General features: G+C 38.5%; 18 protein-coding genes. 13 read left to right on the top strand and 5 right to left on the bottom strand.

All coding sequences use genetic code 11. From position 1 onward, the window contains the following. The first annotated feature begins 16 nt into the window (after nt 1-16). From ABGT15_RS06745 to asnB, 5 genes are all read left to right on the top strand, one after another. Nucleotides 17-1,051 carry a carboxypeptidase-like regulatory domain-containing protein gene (locus tag ABGT15_RS06745; protein ID WP_367230670.1) on the top strand — a complete coding sequence of 345 codons (1,035 nt, stop codon included), beginning with the start codon at nt 17-19 and terminating at the stop codon, nt 1,049-1,051. Nucleotides 1,052-1,065: 14 nt separating this feature from the next. Continuing rightward, nucleotides 1,066-1,515: a hypothetical protein gene (locus tag ABGT15_RS06740; RefSeq protein ID WP_367230669.1), complete on the top strand. Its 450-nt coding sequence runs from the start codon at nt 1,066-1,068 to the stop codon at nt 1,513-1,515. A gap of 28 nt (nt 1,516-1,543) precedes the next feature. Further along, a complete protein-coding gene (locus tag ABGT15_RS06735) occupies nt 1,544-3,178 on the top strand; it encodes an amidohydrolase (protein ID WP_367230668.1) in 1,635 nt (544 codons plus the stop codon). A gap of 21 nt (nt 3,179-3,199) precedes the next feature. Then, a complete protein-coding gene (locus tag ABGT15_RS06730) occupies nt 3,200-4,783 on the top strand; it encodes a hypothetical protein (RefSeq protein ID WP_367230667.1) in 1,584 nt (527 codons plus the stop codon). Nucleotides 4,784-4,991: 208 nt separating this feature from the next. Beyond that, nucleotides 4,992-6,623: an asparagine synthase B gene (gene asnB / locus ABGT15_RS06725; RefSeq protein ID WP_367230666.1), complete on the top strand. Its 1,632-nt coding sequence runs from the start codon at nt 4,992-4,994 to the stop codon at nt 6,621-6,623. 248 nt (nt 6,624-6,871) lie between these two features. Here the strand turns inward: asnB and ABGT15_RS06720 are convergent, their stop codons facing one another. Then, nucleotides 6,872-8,404: a T9SS type A sorting domain-containing protein gene (locus ABGT15_RS06720; RefSeq protein ID WP_367230665.1), complete on the bottom strand. Its 1,533-nt coding sequence runs from the start codon at nt 8,402-8,404 to the stop codon at nt 6,872-6,874. A 749-nt stretch (nt 8,405-9,153) separates the two neighbouring features. Between ABGT15_RS06720 and gyrB the strand changes: the two genes are divergently transcribed. The 5 genes from gyrB (at nt 9,154) to ABGT15_RS06695 (ending at nt 18,876) form a co-directional block, all read left to right on the top strand. Further along, a complete protein-coding gene (gene gyrB / locus ABGT15_RS06715; protein ID WP_367230664.1) occupies nt 9,154-11,094 on the top strand; it encodes a DNA topoisomerase (ATP-hydrolyzing) subunit B in 1,941 nt (646 codons plus the stop codon). After that, nucleotides 11,075-12,097, top strand: coding sequence for a DUF6588 family protein (locus tag ABGT15_RS06710; protein ID WP_367230663.1), 1,023 nt, complete (start codon nt 11,075-11,077; stop codon nt 12,095-12,097). The genes gyrB and ABGT15_RS06710 overlap by 20 nt, the downstream gene beginning before the upstream one ends. A 49-nt stretch (nt 12,098-12,146) precedes the next feature. Beyond that, on the top strand, nt 12,147-13,082 hold the full coding sequence (locus ABGT15_RS06705; RefSeq protein ID WP_367230662.1) for a malate dehydrogenase: 936 nt from the start codon (nt 12,147-12,149) through the stop codon (nt 13,080-13,082). Nucleotides 13,083-13,216: 134 nt separating this feature from the next. Next, complete coding sequence (gene secDF / locus ABGT15_RS06700; RefSeq protein ID WP_367230661.1) at nt 13,217-16,171, top strand: protein translocase subunit SecDF; 2,955 nt, start codon at nt 13,217-13,219, stop codon at nt 16,169-16,171. 413 nt (nt 16,172-16,584) lie between these two features. Further along, nucleotides 16,585-18,876: a DUF7619 domain-containing protein gene (locus ABGT15_RS06695; protein ID WP_367230660.1), complete on the top strand. Its 2,292-nt coding sequence runs from the start codon at nt 16,585-16,587 to the stop codon at nt 18,874-18,876. A 73-nt stretch (nt 18,877-18,949) separates the two neighbouring features. Here ABGT15_RS06695 and lgt read toward each other — a convergent pair whose 3' ends face one another. The 4 genes from lgt to folE form a co-directional block, all read right to left on the bottom strand. After that, entirely contained in the window at nt 18,950-19,873 is a 924-nt protein-coding gene (gene lgt / locus ABGT15_RS06690; protein WP_367230659.1) for a prolipoprotein diacylglyceryl transferase, read from the bottom strand. 85 nt (nt 19,874-19,958) lie between these two features. Continuing rightward, a complete protein-coding gene (gene yidD / locus ABGT15_RS06685) occupies nt 19,959-20,183 on the bottom strand; it encodes a membrane protein insertion efficiency factor YidD (protein WP_367230658.1) in 225 nt (74 codons plus the stop codon). A gap of 68 nt (nt 20,184-20,251) precedes the next feature. Continuing rightward, nucleotides 20,252-21,736: a cysteine--tRNA ligase gene (gene cysS, locus ABGT15_RS06680; protein WP_367230657.1), complete on the bottom strand. Its 1,485-nt coding sequence runs from the start codon at nt 21,734-21,736 to the stop codon at nt 20,252-20,254. 61 nt (nt 21,737-21,797) lie between these two features. Next, nucleotides 21,798-22,469, bottom strand: coding sequence for a GTP cyclohydrolase I FolE (gene folE, locus ABGT15_RS06675; protein ID WP_367230656.1), 672 nt, complete (start codon nt 22,467-22,469; stop codon nt 21,798-21,800). 406 nt (nt 22,470-22,875) lie between these two features. On the opposite strand from folE, the gene ABGT15_RS06670 reads away from it, so the two are divergent. The 3 genes from ABGT15_RS06670 to ABGT15_RS06660 all read left to right on the top strand — a co-directional run. After that, entirely contained in the window at nt 22,876-23,244 is a 369-nt protein-coding gene (locus tag ABGT15_RS06670; RefSeq protein WP_367230655.1) for a hypothetical protein, read from the top strand. A gap of 5 nt (nt 23,245-23,249) precedes the next feature. Next, nucleotides 23,250-24,776, top strand: a complete 1,527-nt coding sequence (locus ABGT15_RS06665) for a PKD-like domain-containing protein (RefSeq protein WP_367230654.1) — start codon at nt 23,250-23,252, stop codon at nt 24,774-24,776. After that, nucleotides 24,721-24,973, top strand: a 253-nt coding sequence (locus ABGT15_RS06660; protein ID WP_367230653.1) for a hypothetical protein, incomplete at its 3' end; no start/stop codon positions are given. The genes ABGT15_RS06665 and ABGT15_RS06660, both read left to right, overlap by 56 nt.

Raw genomic sequence — 24,973 nt, 5'->3', positions numbered from 1 at the left:
ATTTCAAAAGAATGATATGATTAGAATTTTACTTTTATTGCTTCTTGCGACCGGTCATATGTTTTCGCAAACGATAAGCGGCCGGGTTTATGACGAAAACAAAAAGCCCATGCAGGGTGTTTCGGTTTATCTGGATGGTACTACCATAGGAACTTCCACTGATGAAACTGGAAAATATGACTTGTCCATCCGCAATACGGTTAATACCATGTTAGTTATCCGATTCATAGGTTATGAAACCATGATAATTGAAAATCCTTTCAAGGATAACAACGCTGTAATTTATATGACACCCAAGGCCACTTCGTTGGATGAGATTGTAATTGCTAAAGATCCTTTTACCAGAGAGCAAAAACTCGCTGTTTTCAGAGAACAGTTTTTGGGAAAAACCAAGGCAGGTAAAACATGTAAAATTCTCAATGAAAATGAAATCGATTTCGAATACGATTACAAAACGAATACATTAATTGCCAGTTCAAATGTTCCATTGGAAATTGAAAACCTTTATTTAGGATATCGTATAGAATTTGAAATGCTTGATTTTTATGTAAAATTTTATAAGAAAAGCATAAAAAGCGCCGACGTGATGAGCAGCTTGTTCTTAGGTACGACAAGATATGCCGATGCCAATATATCTGAGAAAACGGACAAAAATCGCGGTGTCGCCTATTTCGGTTCTCAAATGCATTTTTTTAAGAATCTTTCGCAAAATGTTTGGGGCGGTAAAAATTTTTTATTGTTCAACGGATCTTATCAGGACAATCCCGATCACTTTTTTTCAATTACTCAGGAAGGAAGTTTAAAAAAGATAACCGTTACCAAGAATACGCAGACAAATGGTTATATCGCTAACACCGGTTCGAAATTTATAGCGACTTTTAATTTGTTGTATAACAAAAAAAAGCAATCTAAGGTAGACTTTTTAATCCAGGAGTTTTATGTTGACGAATTTGGAAATAGTACAGAAGCCGATAAAATCCAATTCGGCGGTGATTTAGGAAAAAAAAGGCTAGGCGATATGTTGCCGATGGATTTTGTTCCTAAAAATTAATTTAAAAAGCATTTATGACTTTCAAACAAAAAATACTCCAGCATCACTTAACCCTATTGCAAGACAAAATTGATGTGTATCGGGACATGATTTCCGGTCTGGCCGATGATGCTCAAAATGATGCTAAAAGTTCCGCAGGCGACAAACACGAAACGGCTTTGTCCATGATGCATCTGGAGCAGGAAAAACTAAGTACCAAGCTACAGGAAGCGATTCATTTTAAAGATGTTTTAAGTAAAATTGATGTTTCCGTTGAAAGCAAGAAAGTGATTCTGGGAAGTCTTGTAAAAGCTAATGGGCTGCATTTGTTCATTAGTGCAGCATTGCCAAAAATCAATATTGAAGGGGTTTCCGTTTTAGCGCTTTCGCCACAATCGCCATTAGGTTCGCAATTAATCGGTAAAGAAGACGGCGCAGTTGTGGAAGTGAACGGCTCAAAATTTACGGTTGAAAGCATTCAGTAATTTACTACTTTAGCGTTTCAAAACCAACATGATGAATTTGAAACCATATCTTTTAGCGTTATTGACCACTTCTGTTTTTGCCCAAAAAGTTCAGAAAAAAATACAGGCCGATTTAATCGTAACCAATGCCAAAGTTTATACCGTCAATAAAAATTTTGACAACGCCGAAGCTTTCGCTATTGTTAACGGAAAGATTGTCGGAATCGGAACATCTGCGGAAGTCAATAAAAAGTATGTTTCCAAGAACAATATCAATGCAAAAGATAAATTCATTTACCCGGGATTTTACGATGCTCATGCCCATTTTTACAGCTATGGCTTAAACTTGCAGCGTGTCGATTTGCGCGGCACTAAAAGTTTTGATGAGGTTGTTGCTAAAATCATTGCTTTTCAGAAAGAGAAAAATCTCGATTACATACAAGGTCGCGGTTGGGATCAGAACGATTGGGCCATCAAAGAGTTTCCAACCAAAGAAGTATTGGACAAGTATTTTCCAAATACACCCGTAGCGATCTCCCGTATTGACGGTCATGCCTTATTGGCCAACTCCAAGGCATTAGCGATGGCGGGAATTACAGAAAAAACCAAAGTAGAAGGAGGTGAAATCGAAATTAAAAACGGCAAACTCACCGGGATTTTAATTGATAACCCAATGGAATTGGTGTTCAGTAGTATTCCGAAGCCTTCAAAGGAAATACAAATGAAAGCTTTGCAGGAGGCAGAAAAAGTAATGTTTGATTACGGCCTGACCACAATAAACGAAGCAGGTCTGGAGCGTGAAACCATCGATTTAATTGACGAGTTGCAGGAAAACAATCAGTTGGATATCAATATTTATGCGATGGTGGCGGTATCCAAACAAAACGTTGATTATTATACCCAACTCGGCATTCAAAAAACCGACAAACTTAACGTTCGTTCCTTCAAATTTGTTGGAGACGGAGCCTTAGGTTCCCGTGGCGCCTGTTTGCATAAAGCCTATTCCGACAAACCGAAACATTTTGGTGCTTTGTTGTCCCCTGTAAAAGAAATCCGTTCCGTGGCACAGCAAATTGCCGATTCTGAGTTTCAGATGAACTCGCACGCCATCGGAGACTCCACCAACACCGTGTTGCTTAAAATTTACAAAGAAGTGTTAGCCGATAAACCGGATCGACGCTGGAAAATCGAACACGCACAAATCATGCAGGAAGCCGATTTCGACTATTTCAAGTTGGGAATTATTCCTTCCGTTCAGCCCACACATGCCACTTCCGATATGTATTGGGCGCAGGACAGAGTGGGCAAGGAGCGCATTAAAAATTCCTATGCGTATAAAAAAATGTTGGGTAAAGCAGGTTTGATAGCTTTAGGAACCGATTTCCCTATTGAAGAAGTGAATCCAATGTACACGTTTTACGCCGCCGTAGCCCGAAAAGATCTGAAAAACTATCCACAAGGAGGTTTTCAGCCTGAAAACGCCTTAACGCGAGAAGAAACACTTAAAGGAATGACCATTTGGGCCGCGTATTCCAATTTTGAAGAAAACGAAAAAGGAAGTCTTGAGGAGGGAAAATGGGCCGATTTTACCATTTTCGATGTCGATATCATGACCATGGATATTGATGGCGTGCCTTATGTAAAACCTATTCATACTTTTATTAAGGGAAAACGCGTTAAATAGTTATAACCAAATTTAACTATTATGAAGAAGCTGCTCTATTTTTTCGCGTTGCTTGTTTGTGTTGTTTCACATTCCCAGAACGGTGAATTTCAGGTTTATGACAATGGTTTGATTTATTCGGATGTAACTGTGGGTAAATTGAAGCACATTGTTGATTCCCTAAATTTGAAATTTAAAACCTGTGAACCAAAATCCTATTATTCGGTTAAACAGAGTAAAGCTATTTACGTTCGTGTAAGTACTAAAAATGTTAAAGAGGCTAAGAAAGATATTGAGGCAAATATTTCACTCGAGGCATTTGTTGCTAAATATCCAAAAGCTTTAGTTGTTAGGGATAATTTGGTGATTACTCATGAGTATTTTGATGAGGATGAAGATGGTGAAATGATCAGTTTCAGCAGTGTCGAGTTGGGAGATAACCCAAGTTTTGGTTTTACTATCAGTGAAACGGATTATGCAAGGAAGTATGCTAAAGCCAAAGGAAAATGGATTTCAGAATACAGTGAGCAATCCGATTATTCCGAAGAAGATCTCACGGCTCTTTACTTTCAGGAGGATTTTTCTATCCGAAAGATCTCAAGTAAATACCAGCAGATGATTCAGTATTCGGAATGCCTGATCGATACTACATCGCAGATTTTTTCCGAAAAAGCACAATACAGCGGAAGACGTTTTTATGATACCCTTCCTAATAAGATTTCAGCATTAAATGATTTTATTGAGAAAACCTTAAAGCAGCCTGATTTTGACTCAGAAAAATTCAATTTGGTTATGGATTTTGAAGACTATTCAGATGATAAACCAAAGAAAAAGCTGTCTAAGAAAGAAAAAGCAGAAAAAGAGAAGTTAAAAAAACAAGCAGAAGAGGATTTCGATACATTTCAGAAGAAAATGGCAATTTGGGAATCCCTTCGGTTAACACGTTTGGACTCTTTAAAAAATACCAACCCGGCGTTCATCAGAATGCTTAATGAGGCTTTGACTGATGCAAAAGGTTCTGCGCATTCCGATGATCAGTTGGAAGAGCTCGTTGCCCGTTATATTTCAAAAGAAGAAGCGTTGCAGTTAAAGAGGGACAGAAGGGTAGTTGGTGGTTGCAGTATGGATTCCTCACCCCGTTATCACGCCGTCAATATTGCCATACTATCGGCAGAAACTACCAAATGGGATGTTTTTCTCAAATCGCATCTCAACGTTATGAACGACAGGTTTGACCGTGTAAGTGACGGGAGTTGGGCTCAGGCAGCCAGACAAACGTATATTCGGGAATTAGAGGTGTTGGATATTAATGTGCCGGATTTGCTTTTAGGAACTTCATTCCGAATTAACAATCCTGTTAAGAATCATTATTATGCCGATATTGGCCGTTTGGGGAGAGCGCTTACGGAAAGCAAAGACAAAGTGGTTTTTGAAAAACAAATCCTGGATGCCATAGAAGATCCAAATCTGGACGATTACAACCGAATTGTAATGTATTATCTGTTCCTTAATTACAATCATTACATTAAAGACGAACCGGTTAAAAATGAAAACCTGTCCCGTTTGAAACAATCTGTTAAGAAATTACCGGTATATCTTTTCGAAAAGATTAAATTTGAATCATAAGCTGTCTTTTGGCAGCTTTTTTTATGCAAGTACGCGTCGAAATTACAATCTGTAATCCGAAATTAGTTTTTTAATGTTTGTAAATTACAGTTTTGTTTAAAAATAGATTTTTTGAATTTAAAAATGTAATTGAAATATGATTTATGATTTCAATATAAAACTTTAAAGCGCAATTTTGTTTCATAATAAAACTTTAAATGAAACGATTATGTGCGGAATTTTAGCAATCCTTGGAACAGAACAAAAACTCGATACCACTTTAGTCCAGCAATTATCCAAAAGAATGTCCCACCGTGGACCAGATGAAAGCGACTTACACATCACCGAAAAAGGACATTTTTTAAGCCACGAGCGTTTATCCATCGTCGATTTAAAAAATGGCAAGCAACCCATTCAGGGAACGTCTTCCGCCTGGATGGTACACAACGGTGAAATCTACAACCATCAGAAATTGCGTGAAACGATATTAAAGCACCATACTTTCAGAACCACTTCGGACTCTGAAGTAATCGTGCATCTGTATGAAGAATTCGGATATGAATTTTGCGATATGTTGGACGGCATTTTTGCCTTCGTGGTTATAGACGGCGATGATTTTATAGCCGGCCGCGATCCGCTTGGGGTGAAACCTTTGTATTACGGAAAAGACGCAGCAGGTCGATTGTATTTCGCTTCAGAAATGAAGTCAATTGCCGATCAGTGTGAATCGTTTGAAGCTTTCCCTCCCGGACATTATTACACACCAAAAACCGGTTTTGTTAAGTATTATCAACCCAAATGGGAAGACGAATCGTTGGCGGTAGAAAAACTGGATTTACAAGCCATTCGCGAAACCTTAACCGAAGCCGTTCGCAAACGCTTAATGAGTGATGTGCCTATTGGTGTGTTGCTTTCCGGAGGCTTGGATTCGTCACTTACCTCTTCAATTGCTTCTAGATTATTGAAAGAAGTTGATGGGCAAAGACTTCGTTCGTTTTCCATTGGTTTGGATGCTACTGCACCAGATGCGATTGCGGCCAGAGATGTGGCGGAATTTTTAGGAACTGAACATCATGAAATCCATTTTACCATCGAAGAAGGTATTGAAATTCTGGATAAATTAATCTGGCACCTGGAAACGTATGATGTGACTTCCATTCGTGCAAGTACGCCGATGTACTTCCTTTCTAAAGCCATCACCGATATGGGAATCAAAGTGGTGCTTTCCGGGGAAGGTTCTGATGAGATTTTTGGAGGTTATCTGTATTTCAGAAATGCCCCAAGTGTGGCTGATTTTCAGAAAGAAACCATTGAACGCGTGCAACGTTTGTCTACTGCTGATTTATTGCGAGCTGACAAATCAACCATGGCACACGGTTTAGAAGCGAGAGTTCCGTTTTTAGACAAAGCTTTTTTGGAGTTGGCTATCAAAATCCAACCGGAAGAGAAAATGCCTAAAACATACGATGATATCGAAAAATACATTCTCAGAAAAGCATTTGATACGCCGGAAAAGCCTTATTTGCCGGATTCGGTTTTATGGCGCCAGAAAGAACAATTTTCCGATGGGGTGGGATATAACTGGATTGATCAGTTAATTGAATATTGCGCATCGCAGGTTTCTGATAAAGAATTTGCCCAAGCAGCAGTCGTATTTCCGTACAACACGCCTGTTACAAAAGAGGCCTTTTTCTACCGAACAATTTTTCATAAACATTTTCCACAGGAGAGTGCCGCGAAAACCGTTAGAAAATGGATACCAAAATGGCAGATCAACCAAGATCCAAGCGGTCGTGCCAATGCAGCTCACGTAAATGCCGATACCACTATAGCAGTTATTGCAGAAAAAGCAATTGCATAATTTACAATGTGATTAGTTTGTTTGTTTAAAGGCGTCGATTTTAATCGGCGCTTTTTTATTGAAAACTATCTATCTTATTTAATTTTGCTTAAATAGGCTTTGCAGGCATGATCATTTGGTAATTTTTTACTATACTGGGTATGTTTGACCATTGAAATTTTCCATAAACAATATTTAAGGGTGATGGTATATGGAAGTTTAATCGATTAACTCAATAATTTTTATTTTCATAATTCCTGTTTTAAAAATCATTTCATCACAATCAATTTCTTAGTCTGCATATTTTTTCCTGCTTTAAATTGCAGGATATAAATTCCGGTATTCAATGTGTTTGAATTCCAATTCAGGTTGTTTTTCCCTGCTTCAAAAAAATTATCGTCAAGAGTTAAAACCAATCTTCCGTTCAGGTCAAAGATTTTGACTAAAACGTTTTCTGCTTGTAAAAGGGTAAAGGAAATTGTTGCGGTATTTGAAACAGGGTTGGGGTGGATTATAAACGAATTTTCCTGGAGAAAGTCATTTGTTGCTAATGGAGCGGATGATAATTTTACGATCCAATAATCATAATCGCCATGATTACCCGTTACATCACCATTGGTAGAATTACTCATCCCGGCTACAATGCACCCCCCGTCAGAGGTGCTTTGGATAGCAAAGGCCTTGTCTTCTCCAGTACCGCCCATTGCTTTTTGCCACAGCAATGCTCCTCCTGCGTTAAATTTAACAACCAAATAATCATTGCCACCGTGATTTCCGGACAAATCTCCGTCTGTAGAAGAAGTGACTCCTACAACAATATAACCACCGTCAACAGTTTGTTGCATGTCGTAGGAATGATCATAGCTTGAACCTCCTGCAATTTCATACCATTGAGGGATTCCGTTTTTATCTAATTTTTCGAAATAGACATTGTTATTACTGTTCAATAACAGCATATATCCTTCATCAGAAGTTTGTCGGATACAGGATATATTATCAATATAGTTTGTTCCCAAGGTTCTCTGCCATTGTATAATTCCGCTTGCATTCAGTTTTACAACCCAGCCATCATAGTTTCCTGCATTTGCAGTTATATCACCGTCGGTAGAATTGCTTTCCCCGGCAACAATGTACCCGCCATCTGTCGTTTGTTGTATGCTCCATGCATAATCCTGTCCGTTGCCGCCTAATGTTTTCTGCCATTGAATAGTTCCGGAAGAATCCAATTTCACCACCCAATAATTAGTACCCATATAAGCTGTGGTGACATCGCGATCTACAGAGCCGCTGTACCCGGCAAATACATAGCCTCCATCTGAAGTTTGTTGGATACTCTGTACCGATTCCCAACCGGTACCTCCAAACGTTTTCTGCCATAGAATGGTTCCTGTGGAGTTTAATTTTACAACCCAACAATCATAACCTCCGTGATTGCTTGTAATATCGCCATCTGATGAGTTTGTTGAGCCTGCTAGAATATAGCCACCATCGAGGGTTTGCTGTACACTTTTAATGTCATCCATACTTGAACCTCCCAATGTTTTTTTCCATTGAATAGTTCCGGTGCTGTTTGTTTTTGCAACCCAACAATCATATTCTCCATGATTTCCTGTAATGTCGCCATCATTAGAACCTGTCATTCCGGCAACAAGATAACCGCCGTCTGAGGTTTGGCAAATGTCATTTGCATAATCATCTGCAGTGCCACCATATGTTTTCTGCCATTGTATGAAGCTAGAGGATTGGGAGTAACTAATAAAAGAAAGTAATAATCCGATTAAAAAAGTAAAATGTGTTTTCATAATATTTAATTTTTTTAAGAACTGTAGAGGTAAGCATCTTACAGTATTTTCAGTTAAAAATAAATTATATGAAATGGGGTTTTAAGAAGATTTTTGTAAAAAAAGATGTCCTTTTAATTTTGATTTACAGGAAAAAGAGATAGAGTTATTTCATTTAAAAATCATCCTTATTGGGTTAGATTACCTTAGTGTGGAATCCTTTTTTATGAATCGTGATCTGCTACGGCTATAATCTAAAATTGATTTAATTTGCCCTTTTTTGCTTGTTAAAATTAATGTAAAATAACAGAAATATATATAAGAATTTGTTAATTAATTGATTAATGTTTTACTATTTCAAATGTATTTATACTTGCCATAAAAGGGGTGAAAATGAATAGGGTGGTCTGAAGATATTGAGGTAGTATTCCCCTCCCGCGGAGGGGTGCTCGCAGGGCGGGGTGGCTCTAAAAATCACAAACACACCACAAAGAATCCTTCCTAGCCCTGATGGGAATGGTATCCTTTTGCGGAGAGCACCGTAGCAAAAGATTTAATGTACAGCAGGAATAGGGTTACCAAGGAATCCCGAACCGTTCGCTCCAAATCTTTTGTTGCCGATTTAGTAAATTTATTCGCTTGGAATCTTGATAAAAAAGCTTTTTTTGTTAATAACTTACGTTTAGAATGGGGTATTTGTAATGGAAAATCAGCTTCGTTTTTATATATTTGCTCGTTAGACAAAAAAATACACATTCAGACGATAAATTATGAGCGAAGAAGTAAAAAAGAACAATTATTCGGCAGACAGTATTCAGGCGCTTGAGGGGATGGAACACGTAAGGATGCGTCCTTCGATGTACATTGGAGATACGGGAGTGCGAGGGCTTCACCACTTGGTTTACGAGGTAGTGGACAACTCGATTGATGAGGCGTTGGCCGGACATTGTGATACTATTGTTGTAGCGATTAATGAGGATAATTCCATTACCGTTGAAGATAATGGTCGTGGTATTCCGGTAGATATTCATAAAAAAGAAGGAGTTTCCGCATTAGAGGTTGTAATGACCAAAATCGGTGCCGGAGGTAAATTCGACAAAGATTCCTATAAAGTATCCGGAGGTTTGCACGGGGTTGGGGTGTCGTGTGTTAACGCATTATCCGACCATTTAAAAGCTACGGTTTTCAGAGAAGGAAAAGTATACGAGCAGGAATATGAAAGAGGTAAAGCGATGTATCCGGTTAAGCAGGTTGGGGAAACTGACAAGCGCGGAACAACGGTTTGGTTTAAGCCGGATGGTACGATCTTTCAGCAAACTTTAGAATATTCGTATGATACTTTAGCGGCTCGTATGCGTGAGTTGGCGTTTCTTAACAAAGGAATCACCATCACCCTAACCGACAAAAGAGAAACAGATAAAGACGGAAATTACGTTGGAGAAACCTTTCATTCTCAAGAAGGTCTGAAAGAATTCGTTAAATTCCTTGATGGAAACCGTGTGCCAATTATCGGTCACGTAATCAGTATGGAAAACGAAAAAGGAGAAGTTCCGGTTGAAGTAGCGTTAATTTACAACGACAGCTACTCTGAAAATATTTTTTCTTACGTAAATAATATCAACACGCATGAAGGAGGTACGCATTTACAAGGTTTCCGTATGGGATTGACCCGTACGTTGAAAAAGTATGCTGATGCTTCCGGATTGTTGGATAAATTGAAATTCGAAATTTCCGGAGACGACTTCCGAGAAGGTTTAACTGCGATTATCTCGGTAAAAGTGGCGGAACCTCAATTCGAAGGTCAGACAAAAACCAAATTAGGAAACAGAGAGGTGGTTTCGCCGGTTTCTCAAGCGGTTGCAGAGATGTTGGAGAACTACTTGGAAGAAAATCCAAACGATGCGAAAATTATCGTTCAGAAAGTAATTTTGGCAGCTCAGGCACGTCACGCAGCGAAAAAGGCTCGTGAAATGGTACAACGCAAAACTGTTATGGGGGGCGGTGGCTTACCGGGTAAACTTTCCGATTGTTCTGAGCAGGATCCGGCAAAATGTGAGGTGTTCCTAGTCGAGGGAGACTCGGCAGGTGGAACAGCAAAACAAGGTCGTGACCGTGCGTTCCAGGCGATTATGCCATTGCGTGGTAAGATTTTGAACGTGGAAAAAGCAATGCACCACAAAGTGTTTGAAAATGAGGAGATTCGTAATATCTTCACGGCACTAGGGGTTACTATCGGAACAGAAGAAGATAGTAAAGCCTTAAACCTTGAAAAACTGCGTTACCACAAAGTAGTTATCATGTGTGATGCCGATGTCGATGGTAGTCACATTTCAACCTTGATTTTGACTTTCTTCTTCCGTTATATGAAAGAGTTGATTGAAAACGGCTATGTTTATATTGCGACACCGCCATTGTATATGGTGAAAAAAGGGAATAAAAAGGAATATGCTTGGAATGATGCTCAGCGTGATGAAATCTCAGAAAGAATGGGTGGAGGAACTAATATTCAGCGTTATAAAGGTCTTGGAGAGATGAATGCGGAGCAATTGTGGGAAACAACCATGAATCCGGAATTCAGAACCTTGCGTCAGGTTGGGATTGACAGTTTGGCAGAAGCGGATCGAGTGTTTTCGATGTTGATGGGAGACGAGGTGCCGCCACGTAGAGAGTTTATTGAGAAAAACGCTGCGTATGCAAATATTGATGCATAAACGGCTTAAAATATCTGGATTGTTGCTGGCTTGTTTGTTTTTTGCAAACGAGTCCAAGGCACAGTCACAACAAGCTTTGGAAGATTTAGGGTATCTGTTAAATGATGCCCTTTTCTTTTCGGATCAATACATAACTCCGGCTACAGATGCGGCGGTTTATCAGGCAGCTTCCGGATGGATGACTTCTCCTAAAAAGAGAAAATTATGGGATGTGACTTTGGGGATTCATACGAATTTATTTTTCGTACCGAAAAGAGACAGAAGTTTTGATATTAAAAATTCGGATTTTCAGTTTTTTCAGATTGAAGGAGCTACATCAGCAAATGTTCCAACTGCCTTGGGTAATGATGCTCAAATATATTTAGTTGGTGATCTGGATGGAGAGGAAATTCGTTTAAAAAGCCCGGAAGGTGTTAATCAGGAAACGATTTTCTATCCATATTTGCAAGGCTCGATCGCATTGCCTTACGGATTTGAAATTCTTGGGAAATATTCCACAAAAACCAAGCTTAAAAAGGGTGATTATCAGGTATATGGTTTCGGTTTGAAACATAATTTCAGTCAGTATTTTAAAAGTCTTGAAAGTAAAAAAATACATCTTGCGGCATTAGTGTTGTATTCTAAAGAAGATATCAGTTTTGATTTTATCAGTATTCCTACCCAGTATGGGAGTTTGGGAATTAATCGTTTGAATGGCCTTGTGGATACCTGGCAGTTCCAGGTAAATGCTTCAAAAGAGTTCGGAAATTTTGAATTGATGGCCGGGATTATTGCTAATACGAGTAATTTTAAATATAAGGTAGGTGGTGAAAGGGGAGAAATTGAAGATGTAATCCCGCTTCAGGAGATTTTGAACATCAAGCTGGAAGAGATTTACAAGACCAAAACCAATGTTATGGGTGAAGTTTCAGGACGTTATGGGTTTAAGAAATTCTATTTTCAGCCGATTGTTGCTTTTGGGAAATTTGTTAACACCAATTTTTCTGTTCAATATGAATTTTAATTCCTATATTTAGAACCTTATTAACCAACCCAAAAAAAATATAGTAATCATGAAAGTAACAATAGTTGGTGCCGGAAATGTAGGCGCCACTTGTGCAGATGTTATCTCTTACAGAGGAATTGCAAGTGAAGTAGTGTTGTTAGATATTAAAGAAGGTTTTGCCGAAGGTAAGGCTATGGATATTTCGCAATGTGCCACTACAACAGGTTTTAATACCAGATTAGTAGGTTCAACAAACGATTATTCTAAAACAGCTGGGAGTGATGTGGTAGTGATCACATCAGGTATTCCGAGAAAACCGGGAATGACTCGTGAGGAATTAATCGGAATTAATGCCGGAATCGTTAAAGGTGTGGCTGAAAATGTATTGCAACATTCTCCAAACGCTATTATTGTTGTGGTGTCTAATCCAATGGATACTATGACATATTTAACGTTAAAAGCTACCGGATTGCCTAAAAATCGTATCATTGGAATGGGTGGTGCATTAGACAGTTCCCGTTTTAAATATTATTTGTCAAAAGCATTAAACAAGCCGTCAAATGATGTTGATGGAATGGTTATTGGAGGTCACGGTGATACTACCATGATTCCTTTGACACGTTTAGCATCGTACTGCGGTACGCCGGTTTCTACTTATCTTTCTCAGGAAGAAATGGATAAAGTGGCAGCCGATACTATGGTAGGAGGAGCTACTTTAACAGGTTTATTAGGGACTTCGGCGTGGTATGCACCGGGAGCATCTGTGGCTTATTTGGTGGATAGTATTTTAAACGATCAGCGAAAAATGATTCCTTGTTCTGTTTTGTTGGAAGGAGAGTATGGTCAGGAAGATATATGTTTGGGAGTGCCATGTATCATTGGTAAAAACGGAATCGAGTCTATTGTAGATATCAAATTAAACGATGCTGAAAAAGCATTATTTGCGAAAAGTGCCGATGCTGTTCGTGCGATGAATGGTGATTTGAAGTCTGTTTTGGTGTAATCCAAATCGTATATAAAATTGAAGACTGCTTTGTGCAGTCTTTTTTTTGATATAATTAAGAAATAAATTGGTAAATAGTATTGTAAAGTATATATTTGCTCGTTTTTGAAAAAAATAATTAATTTTTAGTAATAATGCAGAATAAAGGACTCATTAAATTTTTTGCAATTTTGTTTGCATTGGTAAGTATTTACCAGCTTTCCTTCACGTTTGTTACCAGTAATATAGAAAGCAAAGCAAAAGCATTTGCGAATGGCGATTCTCAAAAAGAATTAGCGTATTTAGACTCTATAGGTAAAGAAAAAGTATTTTTAGGACATACTTTTAATGAAGTAAGAGAAAAACAAATTAACAAAGGTCTTGATCTTGAAGGAGGTATCAACGTAACGCTTCAAATTTCCATCAAAGACGTTTTAAAAGGATTAGCGAATAATTCTAAAAACCCGGTTTTCAACCAGGCGTTATCAGAAGCTACAAAAAACAGAGAAGGTAATCAGGATTATCTGGATGCGTTCTTCATTGCTTTCGATAAAGTTTCTAATGGTTCCGTAAAATTATCTTCTCCTGAGATTTTTGCCAACAGAAATCTTACTGAGATAGATTCTAAAATGACCGACGCTCAGGTAAAACCAATCATCAAGCAAAAAGTTAAGGAGTCAATTGAGAGTGCTTTCAACGTATTGAGAGAGCGTATTGACAAATTCGGAGTAACGCAGCCTAATATTCAGAAAATAGGAGAGTCTGGAAGAATTTTAGTAGAGTTACCGGGTGCTAAAGACGTAGATCGTATTACTAAATTACTTCAAAGTACTGCTCAGTTAGAATTCTGGCAAACTTATAAAGCTGAAGAAATCGGTAACTTCCTATTGGCGGCTAACGAATCTTTGAAAAAGACTGAAAAAACAGCTGATGTTAAAAAAGAAACCCCTAAAGCGTCTCAAATTGATTCGTTATTAACAGGAAGTACTGCAAAAGATACTACAGCAGCAGCATTAGCAGCGAGCAATCCGTTATTAGGTTTGGTGAAAAGTCCAGGACAACAAGGTGGTCCGGTTTTGGCTTATTTTGATCCTAAGGATACTGCTAAAGTAAATGGATTCTTAAAAAGAGAAGATATCAGAGCTTTATTGCCTGCAGAGCAGCGTTTTGCTCGTTTTGCATGGGGTAAAGTAAATGCTAAAACGCCGGATGTTGTTGAGCTGTATGCTCTTAAAACAACCCGTGACGGTGTGCCTCCAGTTGGTGGTGGAGTAGTTACTAGTGCTAAAGACGACTTTAACCAATTAGGAAAACCATGTGTTACTATTCAGTTTAATGCAGCAGGTGCTAGAAAATGGGAAGATTTTACATCTGACGTTTCTAAAACAGTTGGTTTCATAGCAATTGTACTGGATAATACAGTACACTCTGCGCCAAGAGTTGAGAAACCAATTCCAGGTGGAAGTTGTGAAATTTCAGGGGCTTTCGAAATCTCTGAAACGAAAGACTTAGCCAATATTTTAAGAGCAGGTAAATTACCGGCTTCTGCGGAAATTGTACAGAAAGAAGTTGTTGGTCCTTCCTTAGGACAACAGGCAATCGATAACGGTATCATGTCTTCTATCGTAGGATTGGCGTTGGTATGTTTATGGATGGTATTCTATTACGGTAGAGCAGGTTGGTATGCTAACGTTGCTTTATTGGTAAACTTATTGTTGTTGTTCGGAATTTTAGCGAGTGTTGGTGCGGTATTAACCTTACCGGGTATTGCAGGTATCGTATTAACAATGGGTACTGCCGTGGATGCCAATATCATTATTTACGAAAGAGCAAAAGAAGAATTGCGTCATGGAAAATCATTGCCGGATGCGGTAGTAACGTCATACAGCTGGCAAGGTGCTATGCGTTCGATTATTGATGCGAACGTTACGCACATCTTAACCGGTTTAATCCTTTTCGTATTCGGAACAGGTCCAATTAAGGGGTTTGCGACTACATTGTTAATTGGTATCTTCACATCATTATTTACTGCAATTTTTATCGCTAGAATTTTCATCGACAGAGATATCGCAGCAGGAAGAACCTTAATGTTTGCAACCAATACTACTAAAAACTGGTTTACAAACTTTAACTTCGACTTTATCAAGGCTAAGAAGTTTACGTATATCTTCTCTTCTTTAGTGGTTATCGGAAGTTGTATTTCCTTTGCAACCTTTGGATTGGATGAAGGAGTTGACTTCGTAGGAGGTAGAACCTTCCAGGTGAAATTCGAAAAACCGGTTGAACCGACAGAAGTTTCAGAAAAATTATCTCAGGAATTTGGTGTAAACGTAGAAGTAAAAGAGTTTGGTAACCCAAGCCAGATGCGTATTATCACGAAATATAAAGTACAGGAAGACGGAGTAGGTGTAGATAAAGAAGTTAACGAGAAGTTGTATAACGGTCTTAAATCTTACTACGCAAGCAATATTTCTTACGACGATTTCATCAACACGGCGGAAGGTAAAACTTTAGGTGTAGTGCAGTCTACAAAAGTAAGTGCAACCGTTTCAGATGATATCAAGAGCAACTCCTTCTGGGCGGTTATCGGAGCGATGTTAGTAGTAGGATTGTATTTAGCGGTTTCTTTCCGTAAATGGCAGTACTCATTAGGAGCTATCGCAGCTGTAGCGCACGACGTTATCTTCGTATTGGGTACGTACTCGTTATTGTACAAATTCATGCCATTCCATATGGAAATGGATCAGCACTTTATTGCAGCTATCCTTACTGTTATCGGATACTCCATGAATGATACCGTAATTGTATTCGACCGTATCCGTGAGTTTATCGCGGGTAACACAAAAGGTGACTTTAACAAAATCGTTAATGACTCGGTAAATACTACGTTATCAAGAACCATCAATACATCATTGACGATGATTATCGTATTGTTAATCATGTTCATCTTCGGAGGTGAGTCGATCAGAGGGTTTATCTTCGCGATGTTGATTGGTATTGGTGTCGGTACTTACTCTTCCTTATTCTTAGCAACACCGGTATTGGTAGATACTATGCCGAAGTCAGATAAGAAAGAAGTAGAACGACTGCACGAAGAAGCAAACGTTTAAGATATTTAATATTCAAAAAAAACCACTCAATTTTGAGTGGTTTTTTTTGTTAAAAGCGGTTCTTCTTTCTTAACCCCATTAGCCCCATTGGTGAACTCGGTTGAAGGGGTTCGATATGCGTGTTTGATCGTTTTATGAATGACTTTACATTACGCAAGCAATCCCTAACTTCTTTTTCGACATATTTGTAAGAATAATACATTGTGGTAATCAGGAAATTGTATCTTTGATGCCGTTAAATTTTTTTATGAAAAAACTTTACTTTTTTATTGGTTGCTACCCTGTGTTTTTTTTCTGAAACCAGTGCACAGACCATCTATTTTTCTGATTCTAATTTCAAGTTAAAACTTTTAAACAGCTTACATTGGCCACAACGAAATGCTCCTGTTGCCTATGATGTAAACGAGGTGGCAATGGAAATTGATACCAATCATGATATGGAAATACAGGTTAGTGAAGCTTTGAATGTGTATAAGCTGGATTTAAGTGAACCTTATGACGGTTGGTATCCTATTGATAATTTGAGCGGGATAGAAAACTTTACGAACCTGACTCATTTGTTCTGTTTTAGAAACTCAATAGAATCGTTTGATGCCAGACCTCTGGTTAATTTGCGAGAACTTAATATTGGGGAGAATTATACTCAAAACCTCATTGTTGCAGGATTAAGTAATCTTAAGGCATTAAACTGTTATCATTTTACGGATGATTTTTTAGATTTAACCGGCTTGGTGAATTTAGAAACACTGGATTGTAGTGAGAACGACGTTATGACGACATTAAATCTAACGCCTTGTATAAACCTTAAAAATCTTACCGCTACATCGGTAGATCGTATAGCCAATATGACGATTACCGGTTTAAATAATCTGGTAAACATAAGCTTTAACGGTACAGGGTTACAGCATTTTACAGTAACTAATTTACCCAGCTTAAAGAAATTGTATTGCGTAGGCCTCGGATATACACTTTTAACAAATCTTCAACTTGCGAGCTTGCCCAATTTGGAAGAACTGTATTGTAATGCGAATAGGATAGCAAGTCTTAATTTATCTGGGATGAATCGATTGAGAATACTTGAATGTCAGGATAATAGGATGACGGGTAATTTGTACTTGTCAGATAAGTTGAATTTAATCACGGCAAAATGCAGTGATAATCTTTTGACGGGATTGTTCTTAAAAAATGGTCATACATGGGGAACTTATGATGTGACTTTTTATGACAACCCTAATTTAAGATATATATGTGTGGAAGAATCTCAGATACCCTTTTTTCGAAATAAAGTGTATCAGAGCGGGATGTCTAATTCTGTTGTTGAAGTAAATTCGTATTGTTCTTTTACTCCGGCTGGGGTGTACTATACGTTGCAAGGGGATGTAAAATATGATTTAGATGGAAATGGCTGTGATGTAAACGACATAAAAATCCCTAATGCCAATTTAAAGATCACATATGGGGTTTCAGATGGCTTTATAACGACAAACCAAACGGGTAATTATGCGATTTCTGTTAATGAAGGTGCTTATGTTGTTACCCCAAACATTGAATTGTATCCATATTTTAATGTGGCACCTTCCGTGGTTAACGTTTCTTTTCCTTCTCAATCCAGTCCGGTAGCCCAAGATTTTTGCATTACGGCAAATGGAGTTCATTCGGATTTAGAAGTTTTAATGTTGCCGATAAGTCCTGCACGACCAGGTTTCACTTCGAAATACAAAATAGTTTATAAAAATAAGGGGACTGGTACTCAATCGGGTTCGGTAAACTTAATGTATAATAATGCAGTTTTGGGATTGCTTAGTACGAATCCGGTTTATACTACTTCGACAACAAATTCGATTTCTTGGGATTTTGTTAATTTGAAACCTTCTGAGAGTAAGGCTATTGAGCTGACGATTCGCATAAACTCACCAATGGATACCCCGGCGGTGAATGGGGGCGATGTACTTAATTTTACTGCAAGTATATCTTCAACAGCTACTGATGAAACACCGGCAGATAATACGTTTGTATTCAATCAAAGAATTGTGAATTCTTATGACCCGAATGATAAAACCTGCTTACAAGGAACAACCATCGCGCCAAGTGCTGTAGGGAAGTATGTGCATTATATGATCCGTTTTGAGAACACAGGAACATTTTCAGCAGAAAATATCGTAGTGAAAGACGTAATTGATGCGACGAAGTTTGATGTTAACTCTTTAGTTCCGATTAGCGGAAGCCATAACTACTACACGAAAATCTCTGGCGATAAAGTGGAGTTCATTTTTGAGAACATCAACTTGCCTTTTGACGATGCGAATAATGATGGGTTTGTGGCCTTCAAAATCAAGACAAAACCAACTTTGGTGACAGGGAATACATTCAGCAACACCGCGAGCATTTATTTTGATTACAACTTCCCAATCGTGACCAATACGGCAACGACAACCATTCAAACGTTGAATGCGCAGGATTTTGAGTTTGGAAAGTATATCAGCGTGTATCCGAATCCGGTAAAAGAGGTTTTGAACATCGAAACCAAACAAACCATTGAAGTGACGTCTATCAGTATTTATAATACGCTGGGACAGTTGGTTTTAGTAGTGCCAAATGCTCAGGATGTAAAAACGGTTGATGTTTCGAGTTTGACTTCCGGGAATTACTTCATTAAAGTTAGTTCTGATAAAGGAACTTCGAACACCAAGTTTATCAAAGAGTAATGTTCTTTTCAGCCATAAAAAAAATCCCAATAAACATTGGGATTTTTTGTTTTATATAGTATTCTGATTCTATTTATTCTTTAGTTTTTTGCGCTCTGGAGATGAAATAAGCGCCAATTGCAATAAAAGGTAAGCTTAGCCATTGTCCGGTAGAGAAAAGCCCTAAGGAGCTCTCAAAACCACCCTGGCTTTCCTTTACAAACTCCACAAGGAAACGAATGGTCCAAAGCATTACTAAAAACAAGCCAAAAAGATAGCCCTGTTTTTCTCTGGCGTTGGTTTTCCAGTACAGATAAAACAAAATGGCAAATACAATCACATAGCCAAAGGCCTCATAAAGCTGTGCCGGGTGTTTTATTACCACATCATTCAGTAAGTTGGTAAATTGCGGATTGGTTTCAATGGCGTTGTAGGCTGCTTTCGGATCCGTAAGCCCTGTTTTTTCCATTGCTTCACGCGGGGAATACTGATCTCGTATGAATTTGATGCCCAAGGCAGAATCTGTTTTTTTTCCAACAATTTCTGAATTGAAAAAGTTGCCCAAACGTACGAAAATAGCACCACTGGCAACCGGAATCACAATTCGGTCTAAAATCCATAAAATTGGTCGGTGGATAATTTTTCTGCTGTAATAGAACATTACCAGAATGATGGCAATGGCTGCGCCGTGACTGGCCAAACCGGCAAAACCTGTGAATTCAAATTGAGGTTCGAATCGAAACGGTAATAGAATCTCCAGCTTGTGGTCTTTAAAGTAGTCCCAGTCGTAAAAGAATACATGGCCTAAACGAGCACCTAAAAGTGTTGCGAATACCGTGTAAATAAACAAAGAATCCAGTTTTTCAAGGGATTCGCCTTCTCTCTGGTAGATATGTTTCATAAGGTACCATCCCAAACCAAAGGCAATGATAAACATTAAACTGTAAAATCGAATCATGAAAAAACCTAAGTCAATCCCTTCGGAGGGGTTCCATACAAAGTATAACGATTGTGTCATATTGAAAGTGTATTCTTTAATTTTGGTAAAAATAAGAAATGAAAAATAGCAAGGCTATTAAAAAGGGTTAATTTAATCAGAAATTTTAAGGTACGGGGTCATACCCGCTGCCACCCCACGGATGACAGCTTCCGATTCGTTTAACCGCCAACCATCCGCCTTTGAATAAACCGTGTTTTTTAAGGGCTTCCACGGTATATTGTGAACAAGTGGGTGAGTAGCGGCAAACACCCGGAGTATAAGGTGAAATTGCTGCCTGATAAAACCGCACCAGAAGAATAAAAGGTAAAATGAGAATCTGTTTCAGCATAATTCAAAAAAAAATGATGAAGTAAAGATACTCCATCATTTTGAGAATTTATAGTCTTGTAATTTGATTTATTGAACTGAAAAAGAAGTACCTTCTTTACCGTCTTTCAATTGGATGCCCAATGCCAAAAGTTTATCACGAATTTCATCGGATAAGCCCCAGTTTTTATTGGCTCTGGCCTCATTGCGCATTCCAATTAACATATTAACTACACCGTCCAGTTTGTCACTGTTTGTTGCGGTTTCTTTTTCGCTTACTAATCCTAAAACATCAAACACAAAAGCGTGAATTGCATTTTTAAAATGTTCCAAATCAACTGCTGTTAGTGTTTCTTTTCCTTCTTTCATAAGATTGATGTAACGAACGGCTTCAAACAACTGCGCAATTAGAATAGGGCTGTTGAAATCATCGTTCATGGCATCGTAACAGGTTTGAATCCATTGGTTTACGTCAAAGGAAGAAGATTGTCCTGCTTCAAGACTTTTTAGATTTTCAATAGCCTCCATTAATCGGTTGTATCCTTTTTCGGAAGCCAGCATGCCTTCGTTGGAAATGTCAAGAATGCTTCTGTAGTGTGCCTGTAAAAAGCAGAAACGAACAACGCTTGGATGAAAAGCTTTCTCAAAGAAAGTATTCTCACCACTGAAAAGTTCCATTGGAAGAATATAATTCCCTGTAGATTTGCTCATGCGCTGTCCATTCATTGTCAGCATATTGGCATGCATCCAATAATTTACCGGAGAAGTGCCGTTGCAGGCTTTTCCCTGAGCAATTTCACATTCATGGTGAGGAAATTTTAAGTCCATACCACCACCGTGAATGTCAAATTTTTGACCTAAGTATTTAGTGCTCATGGCAGTACACTCTAAATGCCATCCCGGGAAACCATCTCCCCACGGAGAAGGCCAACGCATGATATGTGCCGGAGATGCTTTTTTCCACAGCGCAAAATCGGCAGCGTTTCTTTTCTCGTCCTGACCGTCAAGATCTCGGGTGTTAGCCAATAGCTCTTCTATGTTGCGATTGCTTAATTCCCCGTAATTTAAACCTCGGTTGTTGTATTCTAAAACATCAAAATAGACAGAACCGTTGCTTTCATAGGCAAATCCGGTTTCAATCAGTTTTTGAGTGATTTCAATTTGTTCAATGATGTGTCCGGTTGCTGTCGGTTCGATATTTGGGGGAAGAAGATTGAACAACTGAAGTACTTTGTGAAAATCTACGGTGTACTTCTGAACTACTTCCATCGGTTCCAGTTTTTCGAGTCTGGATTGTTTTACAAAACGGTCATTATCCACATTTCCGTCATCGGTTAGATGGCCGGCATCTGTAATGTTTCTAATGTAACGTACTTTGTATCCCAAATGTTTTATGTAACGGTAAATCATATCAAAAGACATAAAAGTCCTGCAATTCCCCAAGTGAACATTACTGTAAACTGTCGGACCACATACATACATGCCAACATGGCCTTCATGTAAGGGTTGAAACTGTTCTTTTTCACCAGTAAGCGAATTGTATAACTTTAATGTTTGATTCTGATATAAACGCATATAAAATGTAAGGTTGATAAATTAAAAGATTGAAAAGATAAAACTTCAGAATCTCAACAATTTAGAAAGTTGTTTCAAGTTTAATGTAATCCAGAAACTCTCTGCGAACTTTGTCTTCCTTGAACTTTCCTCCGAATTCAGCTGTTACGGTGCTGCTTTCAATATCGCGGATTCCTCTTGAGTTTACACAAAGGTGTTTGGCATCGATAACACAGGCAACATCATCAGTATTTAAAACACGCTGTAATTCCTGAACAATCTGGATGGTAAGACGTTCCTGAACCTGAGGGCGCTTTGCGTAATAATCAACAATGCGGTTCATTTTGGATAAACCTACTACAGTTCCGTTGGAAATATAGGCAACGTGAGCACGTCCGACAATTGGAAGTAGGTGGTGTTCGCAAGTAGAATAAACGGTGATGTTTTTTTCTACCAGCATTTCGCCGTACTTGTATTTGTTTTCGAAAGTGGAAGAACCTGGTTTTTTATGAGGGTGTAATCCGCCGAAAATCTCTTTCACAAACATTTTGGCTACGCGGTTTGGCGTGCCTTTCAGGCTATCGTCGGTAAGATCCAGGCCAAGTGTGTTCAGTATGTTTTCGACATCTTTTCTGATAGAGGTAATTTTCTCTTCATCAGACATTTCAAATGCATCAGAACGTAAAGGAGTTTCTGCACTTGTAGCAATATGATCATCTCCTAATTGATCGTTCAAATCGTCGTTATGAATCATTATAATGATATGGTGTTTAGAATAATTATTACGCAAAGATAAATAATTAAACTGAATCACTCATTATCGACAAATTGAATAATAATTTCGATGAATGTTGAAGAATTGTTGATAAATATTTAACAAAAACAGGTATAAATGTGTGATTAAATTCATCTAAAAGCCTTGCTGTATAAGGGTTTTTGAATGAAAATCATTGATTTTAAAATATTTTTATCAATATATTTTTTTTATTCCTAAAGTTTTGCATATTTGTTAATTAACAAAAATTTAATATTTTAAGGTTAAAGTGTGATATTACGATTTTATTATTACAAATAAATTTCTTAATAAAACGTCTGATCCTTGAATTATAAATTGAGTTAAAAACAAATCCAAACTATAAAATTCAAAACCAAAAACAATTATGAAGAAACTATTACTACTTGTTTTTATGATGTTTTGTTTGTCTATTTATTCGCAGAGTAAGAATGCGAATTTTACTGTAATTAAAATAGGGAACAAATATTCTAAAGAAGTCCTTACGGCTGCTTTTCAAAAGGCAGATATGTGTGGGAACTTTTATTTCTCAAAATCTAACGACATAGTTTTAGATGACGGTTCGGTTGTCAGGCTGCTCTCCAGGAAAGAGATGCAGAACGGATCGAGCATGTCAGATACTTGTTTTATGTATGATGATGCAAAGTTTGGAAATTATGTCTGGTCGATAACAGCTAACGGCTATGTTGCAAAAGGCGTTGCTGTAACCCCTAATAAATCATATCTTAAAAGTTAAGTAGTATGAAGAATATTTTTACTAAATTTTGTTTATCGTTACTTTTTGCTATAGTTAGCACGTTGGCTTGGGCGCAACCTGCAAATGATAACTGTAATAGTGCGACAAGCATTGGTTCTTTACCTACTCCGGGAGTATGTGCTAGTGGTATACAGGATGGGGCTGCGGTTACCTTAAATAATCAGACTACCGTTGGTGCTACAGGAGCAAATCCGTACACTTATTTAACGGGTTGTTCAGGTGGCGGAAATATGCAGTCTCCGGCTCTTGATGTTTGGTATAGTTTTACTGCAACTGGTACATCTTTAAATTTTGCAATTAATGGATTCCCAAATGCAAGTATTGGAGTATGGACAGGTACGAACTGTAACTCGCTTACAGGTGTTTCCTGTACCAATATTGGAGGAGGGGGTAATGGTACTTTAGTGGTGCCGACTCTTGTTATAGGTAATACTTATTATATTCAAATTAGTGGTGGATCAACTACTGCAACCGATAATAATTTTTCAATTACATTAGATAATGATACCGATTGTAATAACTGTTTACGACAAAGTGCGCTAACGGCAACACCAGCACCTGTTGGGGGAACCTATTCGCCAGGACAGGTAGTACGTTTTTGTTATACAGTAACGCAATGGGAGCAGACTAATACAAACTGGTTTCATGGGGTTCAGATTACTATGGGACCAGGTTGGACAGGTACCATCACTAATGCGACACCGGCTGCAACATGTCAGAATATTCCGGGACCGGGTTCTGATGGTGATTGGATTTTCTTCCCATCAGGCTATGGCTCTTGGGGACCAGGATTTTATTTCGATACTACAGATGGTGGAACTGCTGCCTCTGATAATTTTGGGGATAACTGTTCGGGTACTGGATTAAGTTGGACCTTCTGTTGGGACCTAACTGTTAGTTCAACGTGTGTGGCGGGACAGAATTTAGGTGTAACGGTCAATACGAGTGGGGATGGAGAGTCCGGAAGCTGGTCAAATGTTGCCTGTCAAACCGATGCGGCAAATACTTTTACAGCTGTTATGGCTTCTGGTCCTGTAATGACAAGTGCAAATACGGCAACAATATGTAGTAATACTTCCGTAGGTTTGGCGTTAACAGCTAATCAACCATCTACATTTTCTTGGGTTGCTACAGCTAATCCTAATGTAACAGGGGAAAGTACAACTCCTCAGAGTGGCGCTACAATTAATAATGTGCTTGTTAATACAACATCGGTTCCTCAAGTTGTTGTTTATACAGTAACGCCAACATCTAATCCTGGAGGATGTCTTGGAACTCCTCAAGCGGTTAATGTTACTGTTGATCCTCCTTCAGTAATTACGCTTACTTCTGCGGTTGGAACTAATGCGCAAACTGTATGTGCTAATAATGCAATTACACCTATTACTTATAGTATTGGTGGGAGTGCAACGGGAGCTACTGTTGTTGGTTTACCGGCTGGTGTAACAGGAAGTTATGCAGGCGGAGTATTCACCATCAGTGGAACACCAACAGCATCAGGAACGTTCTAACTACACGGTAACGACTACAGGTGGATGTGCACCGGCAGCTACGGCTACGGGTACTATCACAGTAACACCGCTACCTATAATTGCTTTAACATCAGCAGCGGCTACCGCTAACCAAACGGTATGTCAGAATGTAGCGATCTCAAATATTGTTTATGCAGTAGGAGGAGGAGCTACCGGAGCTACTGTTGTTGGTTTAC

Origin of the sequence: Flavobacterium enshiense (assembly GCF_040750275.1) — a bacterium.
Taxonomy (GTDB): domain Bacteria; phylum Bacteroidota; class Bacteroidia; order Flavobacteriales; family Flavobacteriaceae; genus Flavobacterium; species Flavobacterium enshiense_B.
The sequence above is the reverse complement of the archived record's forward strand: the minus strand, read 5'-3'. Positions and strand labels throughout refer to the sequence as shown.

What these genes read in the sequence shown, in the direction of transcription:
- ABGT15_RS06745 (WP_367230670.1), top strand. Translation starts at nt 17, where the DNA reads ATGATTAGAATTTTACTTTTATTGCTTCTTGCGACCGGTCATATGTTT.
- ABGT15_RS06740 (WP_367230669.1), top strand. Translation starts at nt 1,066, where the DNA reads ATGACTTTCAAACAAAAAATACTCCAGCATCACTTAACCCTATTGCAA.
- ABGT15_RS06735 (WP_367230668.1), top strand. Translation starts at nt 1,544, where the DNA reads ATGATGAATTTGAAACCATATCTTTTAGCGTTATTGACCACTTCTGTT.
- ABGT15_RS06730 (WP_367230667.1), top strand. Translation starts at nt 3,200, where the DNA reads ATGAAGAAGCTGCTCTATTTTTTCGCGTTGCTTGTTTGTGTTGTTTCA.
- asnB (WP_367230666.1), top strand. Translation starts at nt 4,992, where the DNA reads ATGTGCGGAATTTTAGCAATCCTTGGAACAGAACAAAAACTCGATACC.
- ABGT15_RS06720 (WP_367230665.1), bottom strand. Translation starts at nt 8,404, where the DNA reads ATGAAAACACATTTTACTTTTTTAATCGGATTATTACTTTCTTTTATT.
- gyrB (WP_367230664.1), top strand. Translation starts at nt 9,154, where the DNA reads ATGAGCGAAGAAGTAAAAAAGAACAATTATTCGGCAGACAGTATTCAG.
- ABGT15_RS06710 (WP_367230663.1), top strand. Translation starts at nt 11,075, where the DNA reads ATGCAAATATTGATGCATAAACGGCTTAAAATATCTGGATTGTTGCTG.
- ABGT15_RS06705 (WP_367230662.1), top strand. Translation starts at nt 12,147, where the DNA reads ATGAAAGTAACAATAGTTGGTGCCGGAAATGTAGGCGCCACTTGTGCA.
- secDF (WP_367230661.1), top strand. Translation starts at nt 13,217, where the DNA reads ATGCAGAATAAAGGACTCATTAAATTTTTTGCAATTTTGTTTGCATTG.
- ABGT15_RS06695 (WP_367230660.1), top strand. Translation starts at nt 16,585, where the DNA reads ATGGAAATTGATACCAATCATGATATGGAAATACAGGTTAGTGAAGCT.
- lgt (WP_367230659.1), bottom strand. Translation starts at nt 19,873, where the DNA reads ATGACACAATCGTTATACTTTGTATGGAACCCCTCCGAAGGGATTGAC.
- yidD (WP_367230658.1), bottom strand. Translation starts at nt 20,183, where the DNA reads ATGCTGAAACAGATTCTCATTTTACCTTTTATTCTTCTGGTGCGGTTT.
- cysS (WP_367230657.1), bottom strand. Translation starts at nt 21,736, where the DNA reads ATGCGTTTATATCAGAATCAAACATTAAAGTTATACAATTCGCTTACT.
- folE (WP_367230656.1), bottom strand. Translation starts at nt 22,469, where the DNA reads ATGATTCATAACGACGATTTGAACGATCAATTAGGAGATGATCATATT.
- ABGT15_RS06670 (WP_367230655.1), top strand. Translation starts at nt 22,876, where the DNA reads ATGAAGAAACTATTACTACTTGTTTTTATGATGTTTTGTTTGTCTATT.
- ABGT15_RS06665 (WP_367230654.1), top strand. Translation starts at nt 23,250, where the DNA reads ATGAAGAATATTTTTACTAAATTTTGTTTATCGTTACTTTTTGCTATA.